This window comes from Pseudomonas sp. RP-B7 (genome assembly GCF_059803535.1).
The window spans coordinates 79,323-98,695 of sequence record NZ_JAPFHC010000010.1 but is presented as its reverse complement, the minus strand read 5'-3'; the positions used below and the strand labels follow the sequence as shown (position 1 = coordinate 98,695).

General features: G+C 61.2%; 21 protein-coding genes. 15 read left to right on the top strand and 6 right to left on the bottom strand.

Annotated features, from left to right (window positions below; genetic code table 11):
- Positions 1-23 precede the first annotated feature (23 nt).
- The 3 genes from OPU96_RS12000 to OPU96_RS11990 all read left to right on the top strand — a co-directional run bounded on the left by OPU96_RS12000 (position 24) and on the right by OPU96_RS11990 (position 1,056).
- On the top strand, positions 24-296 hold the full coding sequence (locus tag OPU96_RS12000; protein WP_463983302.1) for a type B 50S ribosomal protein L31: 273 nt from the start codon (positions 24-26) through the stop codon (positions 294-296).
- 167 nt (positions 297-463) lie between these two features.
- A complete protein-coding gene (locus OPU96_RS11995; RefSeq protein WP_498559112.1) occupies positions 464-742 on the top strand; it encodes a type II toxin-antitoxin system RelE/ParE family toxin in 279 nt (92 codons plus the stop codon).
- 8 nt (positions 743-750) lie between these two features.
- The gene (locus tag OPU96_RS11990) at positions 751-1,056 is read left to right on the top strand and encodes a HigA family addiction module antitoxin (RefSeq protein WP_192297357.1); all 306 of its coding nucleotides are present in this window, start codon (positions 751-753) and stop codon (positions 1,054-1,056) included.
- Between the two features lie 51 nt (positions 1,057-1,107).
- Here the strand turns inward: OPU96_RS11990 and OPU96_RS11985 are convergent, their stop codons facing one another.
- From OPU96_RS11985 to OPU96_RS11970, 4 genes are read right to left on the bottom strand one after another with little or no spacing between them, the layout of a single operon-like run.
- Positions 1,108-2,487, bottom strand: a complete 1,380-nt coding sequence (locus OPU96_RS11985; protein WP_305392139.1) for an ATP-binding protein — start codon at positions 2,485-2,487, stop codon at positions 1,108-1,110.
- Complete coding sequence (locus OPU96_RS11980) at positions 2,484-4,298, bottom strand: DAHL domain-containing sensor histidine kinase (protein ID WP_498559111.1); 1,815 nt, start codon at positions 4,296-4,298, stop codon at positions 2,484-2,486. Before OPU96_RS11980 ends, OPU96_RS11985 begins: the two co-directional genes overlap by 4 nt.
- Positions 4,295-5,224, bottom strand: a complete 930-nt coding sequence (locus OPU96_RS11975; protein WP_225595308.1) for a cytochrome-c peroxidase — start codon at positions 5,222-5,224, stop codon at positions 4,295-4,297. The genes OPU96_RS11980 and OPU96_RS11975 overlap by 4 nt, the downstream gene beginning before the upstream one ends.
- A gap of 56 nt (positions 5,225-5,280) precedes the next feature.
- Positions 5,281-7,155: a putative bifunctional diguanylate cyclase/phosphodiesterase gene (locus OPU96_RS11970; RefSeq protein ID WP_305392141.1), complete on the bottom strand. Its 1,875-nt coding sequence runs from the start codon at positions 7,153-7,155 to the stop codon at positions 5,281-5,283.
- A gap of 255 nt (positions 7,156-7,410) precedes the next feature.
- On the opposite strand from OPU96_RS11970, the gene nosR reads away from it, so the two are divergent.
- The 4 genes from nosR to OPU96_RS11950 all read left to right on the top strand — a co-directional run bounded on the left by nosR (position 7,411) and on the right by OPU96_RS11950 (position 10,417).
- Positions 7,411-8,727 carry a response regulator c-di-GMP phosphodiesterase, NosR family gene (nosR, locus tag OPU96_RS11965; protein WP_192297348.1) on the top strand — a complete coding sequence of 439 codons (1,317 nt, stop codon included), beginning with the start codon at positions 7,411-7,413 and terminating at the stop codon, positions 8,725-8,727.
- Positions 8,728-8,837: 110 nt separating this feature from the next.
- Complete coding sequence (locus OPU96_RS11960) at positions 8,838-9,251, top strand: NUDIX hydrolase (RefSeq protein WP_192297346.1); 414 nt, start codon at positions 8,838-8,840, stop codon at positions 9,249-9,251.
- 24 nt (positions 9,252-9,275) lie between these two features.
- The gene (locus OPU96_RS11955) at positions 9,276-9,914 is read left to right on the top strand and encodes a LysE family translocator (protein WP_192297344.1); all 639 of its coding nucleotides are present in this window, start codon (positions 9,276-9,278) and stop codon (positions 9,912-9,914) included.
- The gene (locus tag OPU96_RS11950) at positions 9,911-10,417 is read left to right on the top strand and encodes a GNAT family N-acetyltransferase (RefSeq protein ID WP_226455963.1); all 507 of its coding nucleotides are present in this window, start codon (positions 9,911-9,913) and stop codon (positions 10,415-10,417) included. The genes OPU96_RS11955 and OPU96_RS11950 overlap by 4 nt, the downstream gene beginning before the upstream one ends.
- Positions 10,418-10,556: 139 nt before the next feature.
- Here the strand turns inward: OPU96_RS11950 and metR are convergent, their stop codons facing one another.
- Positions 10,557-11,474, bottom strand: a complete 918-nt coding sequence (gene metR / locus OPU96_RS11945) for a transcriptional regulator MetR (protein ID WP_192297340.1) — start codon at positions 11,472-11,474, stop codon at positions 10,557-10,559.
- Positions 11,475-11,656: 182 nt separating this feature from the next.
- Between metR and OPU96_RS11940 the strand changes: the two genes are divergently transcribed.
- From OPU96_RS11940 to OPU96_RS11920, 5 genes are all read left to right on the top strand, one after another.
- Entirely contained in the window at positions 11,657-12,676 is a 1,020-nt protein-coding gene (locus OPU96_RS11940) for an alpha/beta fold hydrolase (RefSeq protein WP_192297338.1), read from the top strand.
- A gap of 55 nt (positions 12,677-12,731) precedes the next feature.
- Positions 12,732-13,385 carry a DsbA family oxidoreductase gene (locus OPU96_RS11935; RefSeq protein ID WP_192297337.1) on the top strand — a complete coding sequence of 218 codons (654 nt, stop codon included), beginning with the start codon at positions 12,732-12,734 and terminating at the stop codon, positions 13,383-13,385.
- 190 nt (positions 13,386-13,575) lie between these two features.
- A complete protein-coding gene (locus OPU96_RS11930) occupies positions 13,576-14,496 on the top strand; it encodes an arginase family protein (protein WP_305392144.1) in 921 nt (306 codons plus the stop codon).
- On the top strand, positions 14,493-14,873 hold the full coding sequence (locus OPU96_RS11925) for a DMT family transporter (RefSeq protein WP_192297335.1): 381 nt from the start codon (positions 14,493-14,495) through the stop codon (positions 14,871-14,873). Before OPU96_RS11930 ends, OPU96_RS11925 begins: the two co-directional genes overlap by 4 nt.
- On the top strand, positions 14,870-15,262 hold the full coding sequence (locus OPU96_RS11920) for a DMT family transporter (RefSeq protein ID WP_192297334.1): 393 nt from the start codon (positions 14,870-14,872) through the stop codon (positions 15,260-15,262). Before OPU96_RS11925 ends, OPU96_RS11920 begins: the two co-directional genes overlap by 4 nt.
- Positions 15,263-15,332: 70 nt before the next feature.
- Here OPU96_RS11920 and OPU96_RS11915 read toward each other — a convergent pair whose 3' ends face one another.
- Positions 15,333-16,103 (bottom strand): MipA/OmpV family protein, encoded by a 771-nt coding sequence (locus OPU96_RS11915; protein ID WP_226455960.1) that lies wholly within the window; start codon positions 16,101-16,103, stop codon positions 15,333-15,335.
- A 227-nt stretch (positions 16,104-16,330) separates the two neighbouring features.
- Between OPU96_RS11915 and OPU96_RS11910 the strand changes: the two genes are divergently transcribed.
- Genes OPU96_RS11910 through OPU96_RS11900 form a run of 3 tightly spaced genes read left to right on the top strand, consistent with a single transcriptional unit; the run spans position 16,331 to position 19,354 of the window.
- Positions 16,331-17,032, top strand: coding sequence for an MtnX-like HAD-IB family phosphatase (locus OPU96_RS11910; RefSeq protein ID WP_192297332.1), 702 nt, complete (start codon positions 16,331-16,333; stop codon positions 17,030-17,032).
- Positions 17,025-18,419, top strand: coding sequence for an aspartate aminotransferase family protein (locus OPU96_RS11905; protein ID WP_192297331.1), 1,395 nt, complete (start codon positions 17,025-17,027; stop codon positions 18,417-18,419). Before OPU96_RS11910 ends, OPU96_RS11905 begins: the two co-directional genes overlap by 8 nt.
- Positions 18,416-19,354 (top strand): alpha/beta hydrolase, encoded by a 939-nt coding sequence (locus OPU96_RS11900; protein WP_498559110.1) that lies wholly within the window; start codon positions 18,416-18,418, stop codon positions 19,352-19,354. Before OPU96_RS11905 ends, OPU96_RS11900 begins: the two co-directional genes overlap by 4 nt.
- Positions 19,355-19,373 lie beyond the last annotated feature (19 nt).

The window sequence follows — 19,373 nt, the reverse complement described above, 5'->3', positions numbered from 1 at the left end:
CACCCAGACGCCCCGGAGGCCCCATGAAAGCTGGAATCCACCCCGACTACCGCACTGTACTGTTCCACGACACGGCCGCCGACGTGTTCTTCCTGATCGGCTCCACCGCCGACAGCGACCGTACCCACAAACACAGCGACGGCAACACCTACCCCTACATCCCGCTGGACGTGTCCAGCGCCTCGCACCCGATCTACACCGGTCAACAACGCAAGACCCAGGCTGAAGGCAGGATCGCCGGGTTCAACAAGCGGTTTGCGACGTTTGGGTCGAGTCCGAAAAAAGTCGAGGCGTGAGGGATATAACTCTTTGCGTGAAGGCCGCGCCTGTTTCAGGAGCGGCTTTTTTTGCTTTCGGTGTTGACCGCTCGTCGCGAGGTCTTAGGGTCGCTTTAACTGCCGGTTGAATATCTTGAATACCCATGTAGAGTTTTGTGTTAACGAATAACGTTAAGCGTTAAGCGATGATAAGAAGCTTCAAATGCGACGAGACCAAAACTCTTTTTGAAACCGGTCGAACCCGGCGCTGGTCTGCCATCGTCTCGGTGGTTGAGCGAAAGCTGAGCATGTTGGATGCCGCCGTTGCTCTCGCTGATTTGCGCTCACCGCCGGGTAACCGGTTGGAGCAACTGTATGGCGACAGAGAAGGGCAGCACAGTATCCGAATCAATGGTCAATTCCGGATCTGTTTCATTTGGGGGCCAAATGGTCCGGAAAACGTTGAAATTGTGGATTACCACTGAGGTGCATCATGTTTAAAAATGGCATGCGTCCCGTACACCCTGGAGAAATTCTCAAGGAGGAGTATTTGGAGCCGCTGGGCCTTACCGCCGCCGCCCTTGCCAGGGCGTTGCACGTTTCCGCGCCCACGGTGAATGACATCGTTTTGAAGCGTCGCAGCATCAGCGCGGATGTTGCGCTGCGCTTGGCGGCTGCATTGGAAACCTCTGCGCAATTCTGGCTGAATTTGCAGACGGCCTATGATCTGCGCACCGCGGAAATTGCTACGGGCGATCAAATCTTCAAAGAAGTCGAGAAAGTCGCGCATTGCGCTTGATCGTGTAGCAGCGCCTATTTAAACCCGGTGAAAAGCCGGGTTTTTAATGCCCTACGCCGCCGTCTGCCGAATCGGTATCACCACCCGAAATTTCGTCCCCTTACCCGGCTCGCTGCTGACAGAAATATCGCCACCATGTTTCTTGACGATGCCGTACGACAGCGACAAACCCAAGCCCGTGCCTTCGCCCACTGGTTTGGTGGTAAAGAACGGATCGAAGATTTTCTGCACCGTCTCCGGGGCAATCCCACAGCCGTTGTCGGCCACTTCCAGCCAGACGTTTTCGCCTTCCACGCCATTGCTGATAGTGATGGTGCCGCGTTCCGGGCCCATGGCCTGTGCCGCGTTGACCACCAGGTTCATCACCACTTGATTGAGCTGCGAAGCCAGGCATTCGATTTCCGGCAGGGGTGAGTATTGCTTCACCACGTCGGCCTTGTACTTGAGTTCGCTGGCGACGATGTTCAGCGTGGAGTCGATGCCTTGTTGCAGGTTGGCCCACTGCCAGGTCTGGTCGGTGTCCACCCGTGAGAAGTTCTTCAGGTCCTTGACGATCTGTACCACGCGCCCGATACCGTCCTTGGATTCGCGGATCAGGATCGGAATGTCTTCCCGCAGAAAATCCAGTTCCAGGGTCTTGGCCAGTGCCATGAGCCGGTCGCGCTGCTCGCCGGCGGGCAGCAGCGCTTCGGCCTGGCGATAGGCATCCAGCATCTGTTGCAGTTGCTCGAAGTAGCCGTCGAGGGTGCTGAGGTTGGAGGAGATAAACCCCACCGGGTTATTGATTTCATGGGCCACACCCGCCGCCAGTTGGCCCAGGGATGCGAGTTTTTCCGACTGCACCAACTGGCTTTCCAGGTGTTTGCGTTCTTCGATTTCCACTTGCAGCGCCTGCGTGCGCTGCTCCACCAAGAGCTCCAGGTGCGAGGTTTGCAGGGCGGCGCGGCGGGCCATGTCCCACTTGTTGGAGAGGGTGTTGGCCATCTGCTGCACTTCGATGTTGTCGAAGGGTTTCTTCAGGATCAGCAAGCGATCATGGGCGTGCAGACGTTCCAGCAGTTCTTCCCAGGAGTAGTCGGAGTACGCGGTACACACCACCACTTGCAGGTCGGGGGCGACTTTCCACAGCTCCTCGATGGTCTTGGCGCCGTCCCAGCCCTGGGGCATGCGCATGTCGACAAAGGCCAGGGCGTAGGGGCGTTGCTCGGCCATGGCGGTGGTCAGCAACCCCAGGCCCTCTTCGCCGCCGTACGCCGAGTGCAGCTCGAATGCCTGGGCCTGGGGTTTTTCCGGACCGCCAAACAGGGCGGACTCCATGTCGTCCAGCGCCTGGTTCGACTCGGTGGTGGGCATCAGGATCTTGCGGAAGTCGTCATGAATCGACGGCGTGTCATCGATCAACAGGATGCGCCGGTTGGGCGGTTGGTTCATTCGGGATGTCCGGCCAGGGTTAGGGGAATCGTCAAGGTAAATACCGCGCCCAGGCCAGGCCCGTCGCTGTGGGCGCTGAGCTGGCCTTTCATCTCTACGGCCGCCAGGGCGCAGCTGTGCAGGCCGAAGCCGTGGCCTTCCTTGCGGGTAGTAAAGCCGTGGGTGAAGATCCGCGCCATGTTTTCCGGCGGGATGCCTTCACCGTCGTCCTTCACGCTGATCTGCAGGTTGCCGTCGCCCAGCGGCTGCACGCTGAGGGTCATCTGCCGCGGGCGGTTGGAGAGGTTGCTCATGGCGTATTTGGCGTTGCTGATCAGGTTGACCATGATCAGCAGCAAGCGGTGTTTGTCCGCGAGAATCTCCGGCACCTGGGCAAAGTCCTTGACCACCGTGACGTGGTGCCGGCTCAGGGCACCGGCGTTCATGCGCAGGGCGTCCTCCATCAAGGCGCTGATGTGCACCGGCTCCAGCAGGGCGGATGCGCCGGCATAGGATTGCTGGGTCGAGACGATGTCCTTGATGTGGTCGACGCTTTTGCTCAGTTGCGCCAGTTCTTCGGCCATGCCGTGTTGTTCCTGGGCGATGGCCTCCACCAACTGGTTCAGGTAGCCGGGCAGCAGCTTGCCCTTTTCATCCTGGGTGAGAAAGGTGCCCAGGTCTGCCTGGTGTTCGTTGATCAACTGCATCGCCTTGCCCAGGCCCAGCGCCTTGCTGCTGCGCAGTTTGCGCGTGACCAGGTCGGCGGAGATGTTCACGCTGTTGAGCACGTTGCCGACGTTGTGCAGCACGTTGGTCGCGATCTCGGCCATACCGGCCTGGCGTGCGCTGTCGAGCAGTTCGGTTTGCGCATCCTTGAGCTGCTGGGTGCGCCGTTCCACCCGTTGTTCCAGGGTTTCGTTCGCCGCCTGCAAGGCGCGGTTGACCCGGTTGATCTCGGCAAAGCTGCGCAGCAGGCGCAGGGCCAGGTAGAGCAGCACCACCACCAGCAAGGTCGAGAAGATCAGCAGGTAGCGGTGGTATTGGTGGTCGATGAGGTCGGCGGCTTGCTGGTCCTGATTGAGGTGGGTGGTCAGGTCATCCAGGCGCTCGGCCACGGGCACGTTAGCGATCCGTTCGAGCAGGTTGTTGACCACAGGTTGCTCGCGCAGGATCAGCGAGATGTGATTGCTGAGAATTTCGACCGGTGCCTGGAACTCCGTGGGCAGGCGTTCCTTGTTGACCTCCAGTTTGCCCAGGCCCACCAGAATATCGGCGGCCCGATCATCGCTGGTGACCTGGGCGAACTCCAGGCTGCTGAGCAACAGGTCATAGGTGTCGGTTGCCACGCTTTGCAGTTGCAGGCGGTCTTGATCGTCATAGCGATTGAACTGGGCCTGGATGTCATCTTCGGCAGTCGGCAAAAACGCCAGGGAATTACGCAGCACTGCGTTGTGCGACTTGAACTGGTCCACCAGCCGGGCTTTTTCCTGGATCGCGGCCTGGTACGCCGCTTTGGTGGCTTGCCAGCGCGGCAGGTCTTGGGGGCTGTGGTAGGTGTCGCGATCGTTCAGGTTGGCCCACAAGCGGGTCATATCGGTGAGCGGCGTGACCAGCGGGTCGTAGTTGTGGGTGATGGCGATCCGTGCCTTGAGCACTTCGCTGTCCCATTGCGCGTTGAGTTGCTGGAGCTGGCGGATCAGGTCGCGTGACTCGGTGTAGCTGGCGGTCTGGTCGCGGGTCGACTTGAGGTACAGAAACACCAGCGTCGAGGCCAGGAGCAGGGTGACCAGGGTCAACAGCACCTGGCTGGTACGGCGCGAAGACAGAGTCATAGAGGTTTGCCCGCCCAGTCGCCGGTAAGGGTCTTGAGAAACTGGACAATCAGGTCCTTGTCTTCCTGGGTCGGGTTACGCCCCAACTGGTACTTGAACATCACGTCCACCGCGTTCTCCAGGGTCTTGGCCGAAGCGTCGTGGAAGTACGGCGCGGTGATCGCGACGTTGCGCAGGCTCGGCACCTTGAACACGTGCCGGTCTTCTTCGTCCTTGGTCAGCAGGTAGCGTCCCAGGTCCGCTTCGACCGGGTTGCCGCGCGCCTTGAAGTAGTCGCCCATCACGCCGAATTTCTGGAACATGTTGCCGCCGATGTTCACGCCCTGGTGGCAGGCGATGCAACCGTAATCCTTGAAGCGCTGGTAGCCGTATTTTTCCTGCAGGGTCAGGATCTCGGTGTTGCCCAGCAGGTACTGGTCAAAGCGCGAGTTGGGCGTGAGCAGCGTGCGTTCGTAGGTGGCCAGGGCGTTTTGCACATTGGCGGCGGTGACGCCATCGGGGTACGCCTGGCTGAAGGCTTTTTGGTAGAGGGGCAGGTCGGTGAGGTTCTGCACCACGGTCTTCCAGTCGCTGCCCATTTCCACCGGGCTGATGACCACCTGTTCGACCTGCGCTTCCAGCGTGTCTACCCGGCCATTCCAGAACTGCTTGAAGTTCAGGCTGGCGTTGAACACGGACGGGGTATTGATCTGCACCGGCTTGCCATCAAAGCCCAGGGAGAAGGGTTTGTCGTCGCCCCCGCCGATTTCCAGGCGGTGGCAGCTGGCGCAGGACAGCGTGTTGTTGACCGACAAGCGCGTTTCGTTGAACAGCCGACGACCCAGCTCGACTTTGGCCGGGTCCAGCGCCGGCACCGCAGGCAACGGCTTGAGCGCTTCGTCCAGCGGCGCGGCCGCCAGCGGCAGGCTCACCCACAGCAGGAGCATGAGACGGTAGGTTGGGGTTTGGCTCAAGCGAGCACTCCTTGCAAGCATAGGGCTGTTTATTGGTTGGGCATCAGCGTCGCGGAACCCACTTGCAGCATCTGGGTGAAATCCTTCGATGGCACGGCCTTGCTGAACAAGAATCCCTGACCTTCCTCGCAGTGCTGATTGCGCAGGAAGGTCAGTTGCTCGAAGGTTTCCACCCCTTCGGCAATGATGTTCAGGTCCAGGCTCTTGCCCATGCCGATGATAGCGCTGATCAACTGCGCGTCCTGGCTGTTTGTACCCATGCCGCGCACAAAGGATTGGTCGATTTTCAACACATCGATGGGAAAGCGCCGCAGGTAACTCAGGCTGGAGTAACCGGTGCCGAAATCATCCAGGGCCAGGCGCACGCCCATGACCTTGATGGATTCCAGCTGGGTGACGGTTTCCTCGACGTTCTGCATCAACACGCTTTCGGTGATTTCCAGCTCCAGCTGTGCGGGTGGCAGGCCGGTCTGCTTGAGGATGGCGGCCAGGTTGTCGACAAAGTCGCGCTGGCGCAGGTCAATGGCCGAGACATTCACCGAGATGGTCAACGGCGCCAGGCCCATCGCCCGCCAGGCTTGTGTCTGTTCACAGGCTTGCTGCAACACCCAGAGGGTCACGCGCACGATCAGGCCGCTGTCTTCGGCCACCGGAATGAACTCGGCCGGGTTGACCCAGCCTGAGCGCGGTTGATACCAGCGGATCAGCGCCTCCGCCCCGACGATCTGCCCGGACTTGAGGTCCAGCTTGGGCTGGTAATGCAGCACGAACTCATCGCGGTCCAGCGCCTGGCGAATCGCGCTTTCCATGTTCTGCTGGCGTTGGGCGCGCAGGTTCATGTCCTCGGTATAGAAGCTGAAGTCGTTGGGGCCACGCTCCTTGCTGGTGTGCATGGCGGTTTCAGCGTGCTTGATCAACTCCACGGCATTGCCGCTGTCGTTGGGGTAAATGCTGATGCCCAGGCTGGCGGTGACGCTCAGGTCGTGCCCGGCGACGTGGCGGGTGGCGCCGATGGCCTTGAGGATCTTATGTGCCACATGCTGGGTTTGCTGGGGGTGCTGGATGTCGTTGAGGACGATGACGAACTCGTCGGAGCCGTAGCGGAACACCGAGTCCGAATCGCGCACCGTCGCCACCAGGCCCTGGCTGACCTGCTGGAGTACCTCGTCGCCGACCGGGTAGCCCAACGCATTATTGATGCGTTTGAAGCGGTCGAGCCCGACAAACATCACCGCCAACTGTTTGTCATGCCGCCGGCTCAGGGCAATGGACTGGCTCAGGCGGTCACCCAGCAGCGTGCTGTTGGGCAACTCGGTGAGCGCGTCGTATTGCAGCAGGTGCGAGACTTTCAGCAGTTCCTGCACACGTTCTTCAATGGTGCGTTCCAGGCCGATGACCTTGAGCGCGACATCTTGGGCGAGCTGCCATTTCCAGGTCAGGGCGCTGGCCATCTGGCGGATTTCCAGGTGGTCGAAGGGTTTTTTCAGGATCAGTAGCTGGTCGTTGTACTTCAACCGCGCCTCGATGGCTTCGAAGGAATAGTCGGAGTACGCGGTGCACAGTGCGATCTGCAAGTTGGGGTCGACATTCCACAGCTGTTCGATGGTTTGCAGGCCATCCCAGCCTGGCGGCATGCGCATGTCGATAAACACCATGGCATAAGGGGCGTTCGCCGCGAGGGCCTTGTTCACCAGGGCCAGGGCCTCTTGCCCCTGGTAGGCGGAGTCGAGCTCAAACGCCTGGCGCACCGGGGCGACCGTGCCGAACAGCGCCTCTTCGAGGCCGTCCAGGGTCGGTTCATCATCGGGATGGGCACAGAGGATCTTGCGAAAGTCCTGGTGGATCGATGCGGTGTCATCGACGATCAGAATGCGACGGTTTGCCCGTCCTGAGCCCGGATTCATGACGCGCTCCGTAACTGCGTAAGGTACGACAACATAACGATTCCTTCCCTGATTCCACTGCTGAGCGAAGCGCACACCGGCTCTGACAGCGTAGTCGAGTTCCCTTGAAATCAACGGCCAGTTGGCGTCAAATCAACCCCGGTTGTTACCCTGAGGCATCCGGCGTTTATAGGCCAGGCTTTTCTACGACGCAGTACCTCCGGGCTCAATGGTTCAATTTAGATCAATTCTGTTTAATTTGAAGGCGCAGTATCCATGGATGATCAACTCGCTGTGAACCCTACGATCTTGCTGGTCGACGACGAAGAGTCGATCCTCAACAGCCTGCGTCGCCTGCTGCGGGGCCAGCCCTATGACGTGGTGCTCGCCGGCAGCGGTGCCCAGGCGCTGGAGATCATGGCGGCGCAACCCATCGACCTGGTGATGAGCGATGCGCGCATGCCGAACATGGACGGCGCCACGCTGCTGGCCAAGGTCCACGAGCTTTACCCGGCCACCAGCCGTATCCTGCTGACCGGCTACGCCGACCTGCCGACGATCATCAAGGCGATCAACGAAGGGCAGATCCACCGTTATATCGGCAAACCCTGGAATGACGACGAGCTCAAGCTGATCCTGCAGCAGGCCCTGGAGCATCAGCGCCTGGAGCGCCTGACCCTGGAGCAGAACGATCAGCTCAAGACGCTCAACGCCACCCTGGAAAAACGCGTGGCCGCGCGTACCAGCGAGTTGCAGCAAACCGCCGACATGCTCGACCTGGCCTACGACGAACTCAAGCGCAGCTATGTGACCGGCACCGAAGTGTTCTCGCTGCTGGCCAACCTGCGCCTGCCCAAGGACAAGCAGACCAACCGCCCGTTGATCGAACTGGTGCGCGTGTACTGCGCGTCCCAATGCATGGACGAAGCCAGCACCCGCGACCTGACCATGGCCGCCGCGCTCTACAACATCGGCAAGCTGAGCTGGAACGACAACATGCTGGTCGCCCCGTCCGACAAACTGCACAGCACCGACCGCGAACAGTACCGTGCCTATCCGACCCAGAGTGAATCGCTGTTGATGACCCTGGAACCGATGAAGGACGCGGCGCGGATCATTCGCCACCACCAGGAGCGCTGGGATGGCAGCGGGTTTCCCGACCACCTCAAGGGCGAGGCGATCCCGTTCGGCTCGCGCCTGTTGAAACTGGCGGTGGACTTCATCGAGTTGCAGAAGGGCCTGATCCTTGAACGGCAGATGAACAGTGGCGAGGCGCTGTTGTACATCCAGAAATACACCGGGCGACTCTATGACCCGGAGCTGGTGGAAGCGTTCTCCCAGGCCTGCGCCAAGTTCCTCAGCGATGTGACCCTCGGTGATCCGTCGATCAAAGTGCTGACCACCCGCGAACTGGCCGACGGCATGGTGCTGGCGCGCAACCTCAACGCCGACAACGGCATGCTGCTGCTCAACGCCGGCAAGGTGCTGAACCTGCCGCTGGTGGACAAGCTGATTGCGTTCGAGGCGATGGAAGGCGCCAAGTACAGCGTCTTCATCAAGGAAGACCCAGGCGCTTCAGGCGCACTCCAGTAAAAAATCCGCGAGGGGCCTGGTCGAGTCGTCGCACCGCCCCTCCCACATTGATTGCTGTGTTTCATGCGCACATGTGATTCTTGCACCCTTTGCCCCAAGGAAACCCTCCCATGCCGTCCACCATCCGCATCGCCGCCGCCCTCCTGATCGGCAGCGACGGCCAAACCCTGCTGGTGCGCAAGCGCGGTACTCAGGCGTTCATGCAACCGGGCGGCAAGATCGACGCCGGTGAGCAACCTGCCGAAGCCCTGGCCCGTGAACTGCACGAAGAACTCAACCTGCGTATCGACCCCAACGCCGCCGTGTACCTCGGGCACTTTTCGGCACCCGCCGCCAATGAGCCTGGTTATACCGTCGAGGCGCAGTTGTACAAGGTCTGCATCGACGTGCCGGTGAACCCCGCCGCCGAAATTGAAGAAGTGCGTTGGATCGACCCGGCCGGCGATGGCGGCCTGGTTTTGGCACCCTTGACACGTGACCTGATCCTGCCGTTTTATCGCGCATCGCTGACCACCACCGCCTGACACACAGGCTCAAAGGACTGAACCGTGATCCCACTCAACGAGTTGCTGATTTTCGCCGCTGCCTGCCTGCTGATGGTGTTGACCCCTGGTCCGAACATGATCTACCTGATCTCTCGTTCGATCTGCCAGGGGCGCAAGGCCGGCCTGGTGTCGTTGTTGGGTGTGGTCGCGGGTTTCTTTGTGCACCTGTTCGCTGCGGCGGCGGGTTTGACCGCGGTGTTTCTCGCCGTGCCAATGGCGTATGAAGTGCTCAAATGGGCCGGCGCGCTGTACCTGCTGTGGTTGGCCTGGCAGGCGGTCAAGCCCGGCGCGCGCTCGCCCTTCGAAGCCCAGCAACTGCCGGCGGACTCCCCGCGCAAGTTGGTGACCATGGGCTTTCTCACCAGCGCGTTGAACCCGAAGATCGCGGTGTTCTACCTCTCGGTGTTTCCGCAATTCATCACCCCGGAGCACGGTTCGGTGTTCACCCAGAGCCTGATGCTCGGTTTCACCCAGATCAGCGTGAGTTTTATGGTCAATGCGCTGATCGCGATTTTTGCCGCGAGTATTGCCAGTTGGTTTATCAACAACCCGACCTGGCTGGCGGTGCAGCGTTACTTCATGGGCTTCGTGCTGGCGGCCCTGGCCGTGCGCCTGATGCTTGAGCAGCGCCGCAGCGCATGATCATCCGCACGCTGGCCGCCCGTGACGCGCAGGCGTATCGGGCATTGATGCTGGAGGCGTATGGCGTCTATCCCCAGGCCTTCACCTCCAGCGTGGCCGAGCGTGCGGCGATGCCGTTGAGCTGGTGGGAGAAGCGCCTGGACAGCCCGTTGGATCGATTGCTCGGTGCTTTTGAAGGGGATGAACTGGTCGGTATTGTCGGCCTGGCGTTCGAGCCTCGGGAGAAGGCGTGGCACAAGGTGACGTTGTTTGGCATGTATGTGAATGCCCGCCATCAGCACCAGGGTGTGGGCCGTCAACTGGTCGAGGCGGCACTGGATGAGGCGCGCAGGCAGCCGCGCCTGAAGGTGATCCAACTGACCGTAACCGCCGGCAATGACGCGGCGTTTGCGCTGTACCAGCGTTGCGGTTTCATCCAATACGGCCTGGAACCGTTGGCGGTGAGGGTGGGCGTCGAATACTTCGACAAAATCCACATGTGGCGCGAACTGAAGACCGACTGAAATCCAACTGTGGAAACCCTATCCAATGTGGGAGCGGGCTTGCTCGCGAAAGCGGTGTGTCAGGTACAGATAATTCGACTGAACCACCGCATTCGCGAGCAAGCCCGCTCCCACATTTTGATCATCAGAGTTTTCAGTATCAGCGGACGGCGCTGACCCCATCCAATGTCGAAAACGACGTGTCCTTGGCCGTCAGCAGGAAATCGCGCATATACGGCGCATCCAGCATGTCCGCACGAATCCCCGCATACAGCGTCGCAAACAAGCCTTTCTCGCCCAGGCGCTTGGCTTTCACATACCCGCGCGAGCTGTATTCATGCAGCGCCCAATGGGGCATGCCGCACACACCACGGCCGCTGGCCACCAGTTGCATCATCATCACCGTCAGCTCCGAGGTGCGCACCTGGGCCGGTTCGACGTCGGCGGGTTCGAGGAAGCGGGTGAAGATGTCCAGGCGGTCGCGCTCCACCGGATAGGTGATCAGGGTTTCGGTCAGCAGGTCTTCGGGGACGATATAGGATTTGCTCGCCAACGCATGCTGGTTCGCCACCGCCAGCATGGCTTCGTAGGTGAACAACGGTACATAGGTGATGCCTGGCAGTTCCAGCGGGTCGGACGTCACCACCAGATCCAGGTCGCCACGGGCCAAGGCCGGCAGTGGTGCGAAGGCAAAGCCGGAGGCCAGGTCCAGCTCGACCTCCGGCCACGCGTCGCGGAACTGGTCGATGGTCGGCATCAGCCACTGGAAGCAACTGTGGCATTCGATCGCCATGTGCAAGCGTCCGGCGGTGCCACCGGCCAAACGCGCAATATCACGCTCGGCGCCGCGCAGCAGCGGCAGGGTGGCGTCGGCCAATTGCAGCAGGCGCAGGCCGGCGCTGGTGAAGCGCAGCGGCTTGGTCTTGCGCACGAAAAGCGGCATGCCCAGGCGTTCTTCCAGCTCCTTGAACTGGTGGGACAGCGCCGATTGCGTCAGGTGCAGACGTTCGGCGGCTTCCACCAGGCTGTCGGCTTCGCGCAGGGCGTGCAGGGTCTTGAGGTGGCGGATTTCGAGCACGGGCTCTCCATGAAGATAATTTGTGACGAATCGGAATAGCGTGAGTTTGTCTCATGTTGCAAGGCCTGTCGACTATGACCGCTGGGCACTCTTCATCAAACTGTCACGCAACTGTGGCAGCGCGCTTGAACAAACTTCATCAGACTCGCGCTCTACTGGGGTTCTGCGTTTCGGTGTTTTTCATGCGCGTGTTGCTTTTACTGGCCGCTTTCTTGTTCGGCCTGCCGTCTTTTGCGGCTTCTCGATGTGACGTCAATGTCCCGACCCAAACGGTCGACCTGGCTCAGGTAAGCATCGCCTACCAGAGCATCGGTCGTGCGTCCGACCCGGCCTTGTTGCTGGTGATGGGCCTGGGCGGGCAGTTGATCCACTGGCCGGATGAAGTGGTCGTCGCCCTGTGCCAACAGGGTTTTCGGGTGATCCGCTACGACAACCGTGACGTCGGCCTGTCCTCCTGGCGCCAGGCCCCGGCCAGCGCCAACCTGACCTTCGAAGTGCTGCGCTACAAACTCGGCCTGCCGGTGGCGGCGCCTTACACACTGACCGATATGGCCGATGACGCCATCGGCCTGATGGACGCGTTGCAGATCCAGCAATTCCACGTGCTGGGCGCGAGCATGGGCGGCATGATCGCCCAGCACCTGGCGGCCATGGCGCCGCAGCGAGTCGAAAGCCTCACGCTGATCATGACCAGCTCCGGCGCCGAAGGCCTGCCGGCGCCGAATGCGGCGTTGGTGCAATTGTTGTCGCGACGCAGCGCGCCCAACCGTGAAGTGGCGCTAGAGCAGCAGGCCGACTTGCTCGCCGCACTGGGCAGCCCGAATGTGAAGGATGATCGCCAGGCTCTGTTGCACCAGGCGGCGCTGTCCTACGACCGTGCGTTCAACCCCGATGGCGTGAAGCGCCAGATCATGGCGATCCTTGCCGAACCGAGCCGCGTGCCGCTACTCAACCAACTGCGCGTGCCGACCCTGGTCGTCCACGGAACCGCCGACCCGCTGTTGCCGGTGATGCACGGCGTGCACTTGGCGGCGCATATCCAGGGCAGCGAATTGAGGTTGATTCCCGGCATGGCCCATCGTTTCCAGGAAGCGTTCAAGGCGCCGCTGCTGACGGCGGTGTTGCCGTACCTGCAAGCCCATCGCCAAGACGCGGCACACCTGGCGCGGATTGACCTGGGCGAGCCTTCGAAGGTGTTGTGACATTGGTGTATCGTGCAACCTTTCTGGCGCGTTTTTGCCTACGAGGTTGCCCACCATGAGTACTCCCCTGAAAATCGATTTCGTCAGCGACGTGTCCTGCCCCTGGTGCATCATCGGCCTGCGCGGCCTGACCGAAGCCCTCGACCAGCTCGGCGCCGACGTACAGGCCGAGATCCATTTCCAGCCGTTCGAACTGAACCCCAACATGCCCGCCGAAGGGCAAAACATCGTCGAGCACATCAGCGAAAAATACGGCTCCACTGCCGAGCAATCCCAGGCCAACCGCGAGCGCATCCGCGACATGGGCGCCGCGCTGGGCTTTGCCTTTCGCACCGACGGCCAGAGCCGCATCTACAACACCTTTGATGCTCACCGCCTGCTGCATTGGGCCGGCCTCGAAGGTTTGCAGTACAACCTCAAGGAAGCGCTGTTCAAGGCGTACTTCAGCGACGGCCAGGACCCTTCCGACCACGCGACCCTGGCGATCATCGCCGAAAGCGTCGGGCTGGACCTCAAGCGCGCGGCTGAGATTCTGGCGTCTGACGAATATGCCGCCGAGGTGCGTGAGCAAGAGGAACTGTGGGTGTCGCGTGGCGTGACGTCGGTGCCGACCATTGTGTTCAACGACCAGTACGCGGTGAGCGGTGGGCAACCGGCTGAAGCGTTTGTCGGCGCGATTCGCCAGATCATCAACGAATCCCGCAACTAAAAATGTGGGGGCGGGCTTGCTCGCGAAAGCGGAGTGCCAGTCACTAAACCTGTTGCTGATCCACCGCGTTCGCGAGCAAGCCCGCTCCCACACAAGCCCGCTCCCACATGGGTTACTCATTGTTCACAAGAGACCCGCTGGCCCGGCCCTTGCATTGACCCCCTGAAGCCATAAAGGGGGCACCTCTGCCTTGAATATTCTTGATCTCGACCACAGCCTCACCGGCCAGGCACCGATTGCCCTGCGCCTGGCCAGCGGTCAGGCCACGCGCATCGACCTGCTGGACCTGGGCCCCAAGCTGCGCCTGTGGTCCACCGAAAAAACCTGGAAGTCTTTCGCCCAACGCCTGGCCCAGCGGCCCCGGCCGGTGGATGCGCGGCCGGACATCCTGTTTGTCGGCTCCGGCGACTATCACCACCTCACACCGGCGTTTCTCGCCGACTTGAAAGAGCCTGTCAGCCTGATCCACTTCGATAACCACCCCGACTGGGTGCGCTTTGCGCCCAAGCGCCACTGTGGCTCGTGGGTCAATCGCGCGCTGAAAATGCCGGCGATCAAACGCATCGTCACCCTCGGCCCCTGCAGCGACGACCTGCATAACCCGCAACTGCGCGGTGGCAACCTCGGGGCGCTCAAACGCGGGCAATTGCAGCTGTTTCCCTGGCAGCATCCACCCTCGAAAGTCTGGGGCCGGGTCGGCGATGGCGCCGGGCACCGGCAGCAGGAAAACCACCTGCACTGGCGCAATTTGGCCGAGCTGGACTGGGCTGAGTTTCTCGACCAGATGATCGACAGCCTGCCCACCGAGGCGATCTGGATCACCATCGACAAAGACGTGCTCGCCAGCGAAGACGCCGCCACCAATTGGGATCAGGGCGGCATGCGCCTGAGCCACTTGCTCCAGGCCCTGCGCGCCTTGGCGGCGCGCAAGCGGATCATTGGCATCGACGTGTGCGGCGAGTTCGCCCAGCCCGCATTCAGCAACGCGTTCAAGCGCTGGGAAGCCAAGTCCGACCAGCCGCCACCCGAGCGCTGGAGCCCCGAGGATCTGCAACGCAATGCGGCCACCAATGCGGCCCTGATCGACCTGTTTGAGGAGTTGTTCCCGTGACGTTGACCGTGGTGTTACTGGTGGCGTTTTCCATCGTGCTGGATGTGATCGGCCAGCTGTGTTTCAAGCTCGGCCTGGACCGTTTGCCCGAGTTGGAAGGCGGCTTTCGCCTGAACGCGTTCTGGGGCCAGGTATTCAATGCGCCGTTGTTGTGGGCGGGGATCGGCGCCTATGCGATTGAGTTTTTTGTCTGGCTCGAAGCCTTGTCCCGTGCGCCCTTGAGCCTGCTGTTCCCCGCCGCCGCGCTGGCGTATTGCGGGGTGGTGCTGGTGGGCAAAGTGGTGCTGGGTGAGACCGTCAGCCGTCGCCGTTGGGCGGGGACATGGGTGATCACCTTGGGCGTGATGTTGGTGGCGATTGGAGGAGGGCAGGTATGAGTACGCACGCATGGCTACACGGGCGCTTTGGCACGGTGGTGTTGTGGGCGTTGCTGATCTGCACCGAGAGCGCCGGACAGTTGTTTACCAAGGTGGCCGGCGACCAGTTGGGGCAGATGGACTTCAACTGGCTGTGGCTGGGTGAGGTGGCGCGCAACCCCGCAATCCTGGCGGCGATTGCCTGCTACATCGGCGCGTTTTTCGTGTGGATGCTGATCCTGCGGCGCAGCAGCCTGTCCCTGGCGTTTCCGCTGAGTTCACTGGTGTTTGTGGTGGTATTGCTCGGTTCGTGGCTGGGGCTGGGGGAGCATATCAGCGCGCTGCACTGGGTGGGCGTGGCGGTGATTATCGGCGGGATCGCCTTGTTGGCCGAAGGCGAAGAAAACTGAACAACCTGCTATGAAATGCAGGCCCATGTGGGAGCAGGCAAGCCAGCTCCCACATGTTATTCCAGTTGAATCAGTTGAATTTGTAGCTGATCGCCGTCTGCACCTGGCCTTGGTTCACATCCCCGGTTTCCTTGACGATGCTGCTGTCTGCCGCTGAACCCACCAGGTGTACCCAGCTGGCACTGGTCAGCAAGGACCAGTTGGGCGCCAGCGGAAACTCGAAGCTCTGGCTCAGCGTCACATTCTGGAAGCCGCCGCTGGCGTTGTACGGGCGAAAGCCCGAGGCCGCAGACTCATTGGCGTCGACGCCGAAAAAGGTCTGGGTCTGGCGCGCGTCGGCAAAGTGCGCCATAAGGCTGCTGCTGCCGATAATGCCGCCGCCCAGCGGGTAGCCCAGTTCGCCGCCGACTTTACCCAGCACGCCGCTTTGGTCGTGCCCGCCGCCAACGGCCCGCCCCAGTTGGGCGTATACGCGCCAGAAATCGGCCGGGGCGTATTGGATGAAACCGCCTGCTTCAGCCATGTCCGAGACGTTGCGCAAGCCTTGCAGCTCGCCGTTCGAGGTGCGCCCCTGCAAGTAATTGATGTATGGGCCGGCGGTGATCCCGTGGGTCTTCAGCGCGCTCCAGCTCAAGCCGTCTTCGGTGCTCAGGCTGACATTGCCCCAGTCCAGGTCCAGGTAGGGCACGGGACGGGTTTCGTAGCGGCTGCCGGTCGGGTCGTGGGGTTGATAGGTAAGACCCGCGCCGACTTCGCCGGTGATGGGCTCGGCCTGGGCCGCGTTGCAAAAGCCCCACAGCCCCAATAAACCGGCGACTACAGCAGAACTGACCTTGTGCATGGAAGCGTTTCCTTCTGGGGATATGCGCGCATGAACGCGCGAAGCGCCGCCCTGACGCAAGCACTGATCTTGTTTGTAGCAAGCTACAAAAATTGTAGCTCAGCTGACACAAATGCCATCACGCAGCGTGCAAAGCACCAGCCCCGCTGGGCTTTGTGCGGTTGGCACAGTCCCTGCTCTAGCCCTGGTGCAAGCGCATACAGCGCGCTCTTCCAAGGTAAACACAGATGATCGACTGGCATATCGTGTGCGACTTCGATGGGACCATCACCCCCACCGATGTTATCGACAACGTCCTCCAACGCTTCGCCGGGCCCGAGTGGGAAACCATCGAACAGCAATGGCTGGACGGGCATATCGGTTCACGCGAATGCCTGAGCCGCCAACTGGCGTTGATCAAGGCCACCCCGACGGAACTGCTGGCGTACTTCGACAGCGTTGAGATTGACCCGGACTTCCCCGACTTCGTCGATCAGGTCATCGGCCTGGGCGCGTCCATCGAAGTGGTCAGTGACGGCATCGAGCAAGGCATCGCGCGCATCCTGTCGCGCAACTACGTGACTTTGTTGCCGATCCTCGCCAACCGCCTGCGCCAGGTCGACCAGAACAGCTGGCGCATCGACTTCCCGTATTCCAGCGACGCCTGCCGCGCCGCCTCCGGCAACTGCAAGTGCAAATCCACGCCGCGCAACAAACGCGTGCTGGTGATTGGCGACGGCAAGTCCGACATGTGCGTGGCCTCCACCGCCGACTTCGTCTTTGCCAAGGGCAGCCTCGCCGACTACTGCGTCACCCACAACATTCCCCACGCGCGCTTCGACACCTTCGCCGAAGTCAGCGCCTTGCTGGCCCGACTGCCCCAGGGCAACGCCGCCAACGCCACCTCCTTTACTGCTGCCGACAACCAGGAACTCTTCCACCATGTCTGATATCCGCATCGCTACCGCCGAAGACCAGATCCTTCTGGATAAAGAAGCCAAGTATTGCTCCTACGGCGACACCGTCCACTACATCGAGCCGCCACGTATTTTCAGCCGTTGCGAAGGCTCCTACGTGTGGGACACCGAAGACCAAGCCTACCTCGACCTGCAAATGTGGTACTCGGCGGTCAACTTCGGCTACGCCAACCCGCGCCTGAACAACGCGCTGAAACAGCAGATCGACACCCTGCCGCAAATCGCCAGCCAGTACCTGCACAAGGGCAAGATCGAGCTGTCGGAAATGATCGCGGTCGACGCCAAGAAGAAATTCGGCCTCGACGGTCGTGTGCACTTCAACGTCGGCGGTTCGCAGTCCATCGAAGACTCGTTGAAAGTGGTGCGTAACGCCACCAACGGCAAGAGCCTGATGTTCGCCTTCGAAGGCGGCTACCACGGGCGTACCCTCGGCGCCTCGTCGATCACCTCCAGCTACCGCTACCGTCGCCGCTACGGCCACTTCGGCGAGCGTGCGCAGTTCATTCCGTTCCCGTATCACTTCCGTGGCCCTAAAGGCATGACCAAGGAGGAATACGGCAGCCACTGCGTGCAGCAATTCGCGCGCCTGTTCGAGACTGAATACAACGGCGTGTGGGACCCGAAAGTCGGTTCCAGCGAATACGCCGCGTTTTACGTCGAGCCGATCCAGGGCACCGGCGGCTACGTGATCCCGCCGATGAACTTCTACCGTGAGTTGAAGCACGTGCTGGACCAGCACGGCATCCTGATGGTCTCCGACGAGATTCAGATGGGCTTCTATCGCACCGGCAAACTGTGGTCGATCGAACACTTCGACGTGCAACCGGACGTGATCGTGTTCGGCAAGGCGCTGACCAACGGCCTCAACCCACTGGGCGGTATCTGGGCCCGTGAAGAGTTGATCAACCCGAAGATCTTCCCGCCAGGTTCGACCCACTCCACCTTCGCCTCCAACCCGTTGGGCACGGCGGTAGGCCTGGAAATGTTCAAGATGACCAACGAAGTCGACTACGGCGCGATGGTCATGGCCAAGGGCAAATACTTCCTCGAAGGCCTGCAGGACTTGCAGAAACGCTTCCCGATCATCGGCGACGTCGACGGCCTGGGCCTGGCCCTGCGCTGCGAGATCTGCGGCCCGGATGGTTTCACGCCGGACAAGGCGACCCTGGACTACATGGTCGAAGAAGGCATGAAAGGCGACATGATCGTGGACGGCCAGAAACTCGGGCTGATCCTCGACGTGGGCGGTTACTACAAAAACGTGATCACCCTGGCGCCGTCCCTGGAAATCAGCTACCCGGAAATCGACCTGGGCCTGAAGCTGCTGGAGCAACTGCTGGTGCGAGCGACCAAACGGTGAATACGCCTGAGATCGACCTCGGTGAAGGTACTGCCGGTTTCGTTCTCGGTGCAGGTCCGGTCGGGATCTTGTTGATCCACGGCCTGACCGGCACGCCGACGGAATTGCGCCAAGTCGCCAAGGGCCTGGCCAAGGCGGGCAATTGCACGGTGTACGTGCCCACCCTGGCCGGGCATTGCGGCGATAACAGCGACTTGCAGGCCACCGGCTGGCTGGACTGGTACGACGGCGTGCGCAAGACCTTCGCCCAGGTCAAGCAACGCCACGCCCAGGTGTTCGTCGGTGGCTTGTCCATGGGCGCGGTGATGTCGATGTACGTGGCCGCCGAGCATCCGGGGCAAGTGAGCGGGTTGCTGTTGTATTCGACCACCTTGAAGTACGACGGCTGGAGCATCAACAAACTGGCGTTCCTTACCCCGTTGCTGATGAAAATCCCGTTCGGCGTGCACATCTGCCGCTTCGAAGAGAAGCCGCCCTATGGCATCAAGAACGAACGCCTGCGGGCCATCGTTGAGCGGCAGATGAAGGAGGGCGAGAGCAGCGAGGCGGGCTTGTTGACCATGGAGGGCATCACCGTGCGCGAGTTGCACCGGATGAACGCAGTGGTCAAGAAACGCATGCCCGAGATCAACGTGCCGGCGCTGGTGTTGCATTCCATCGAGGACGACATCACCAGCCGCTGGAACGCGGATTATGTCGAGCGCCATCTGGGCGGGCCGGTGACCAAGATCCTGCTGGACAACTGCTATCACATGATCACCGTCGACCTGCAATACCGCCGGGTGATCGAGCTGAGCGCCGAGTTCGTTGACCAGCACACAAGGCTCAAGCCAGGTCAGGTCAATGTGGGAGCTGGCTTGCCTGCGATGGCGGTGTTGACTGATCCACTGTTATCGCGGGCAAGCCCGCTCCCACAAAAAGCTGCACACAGTTGAATGGTGTTGGCCATAGCAA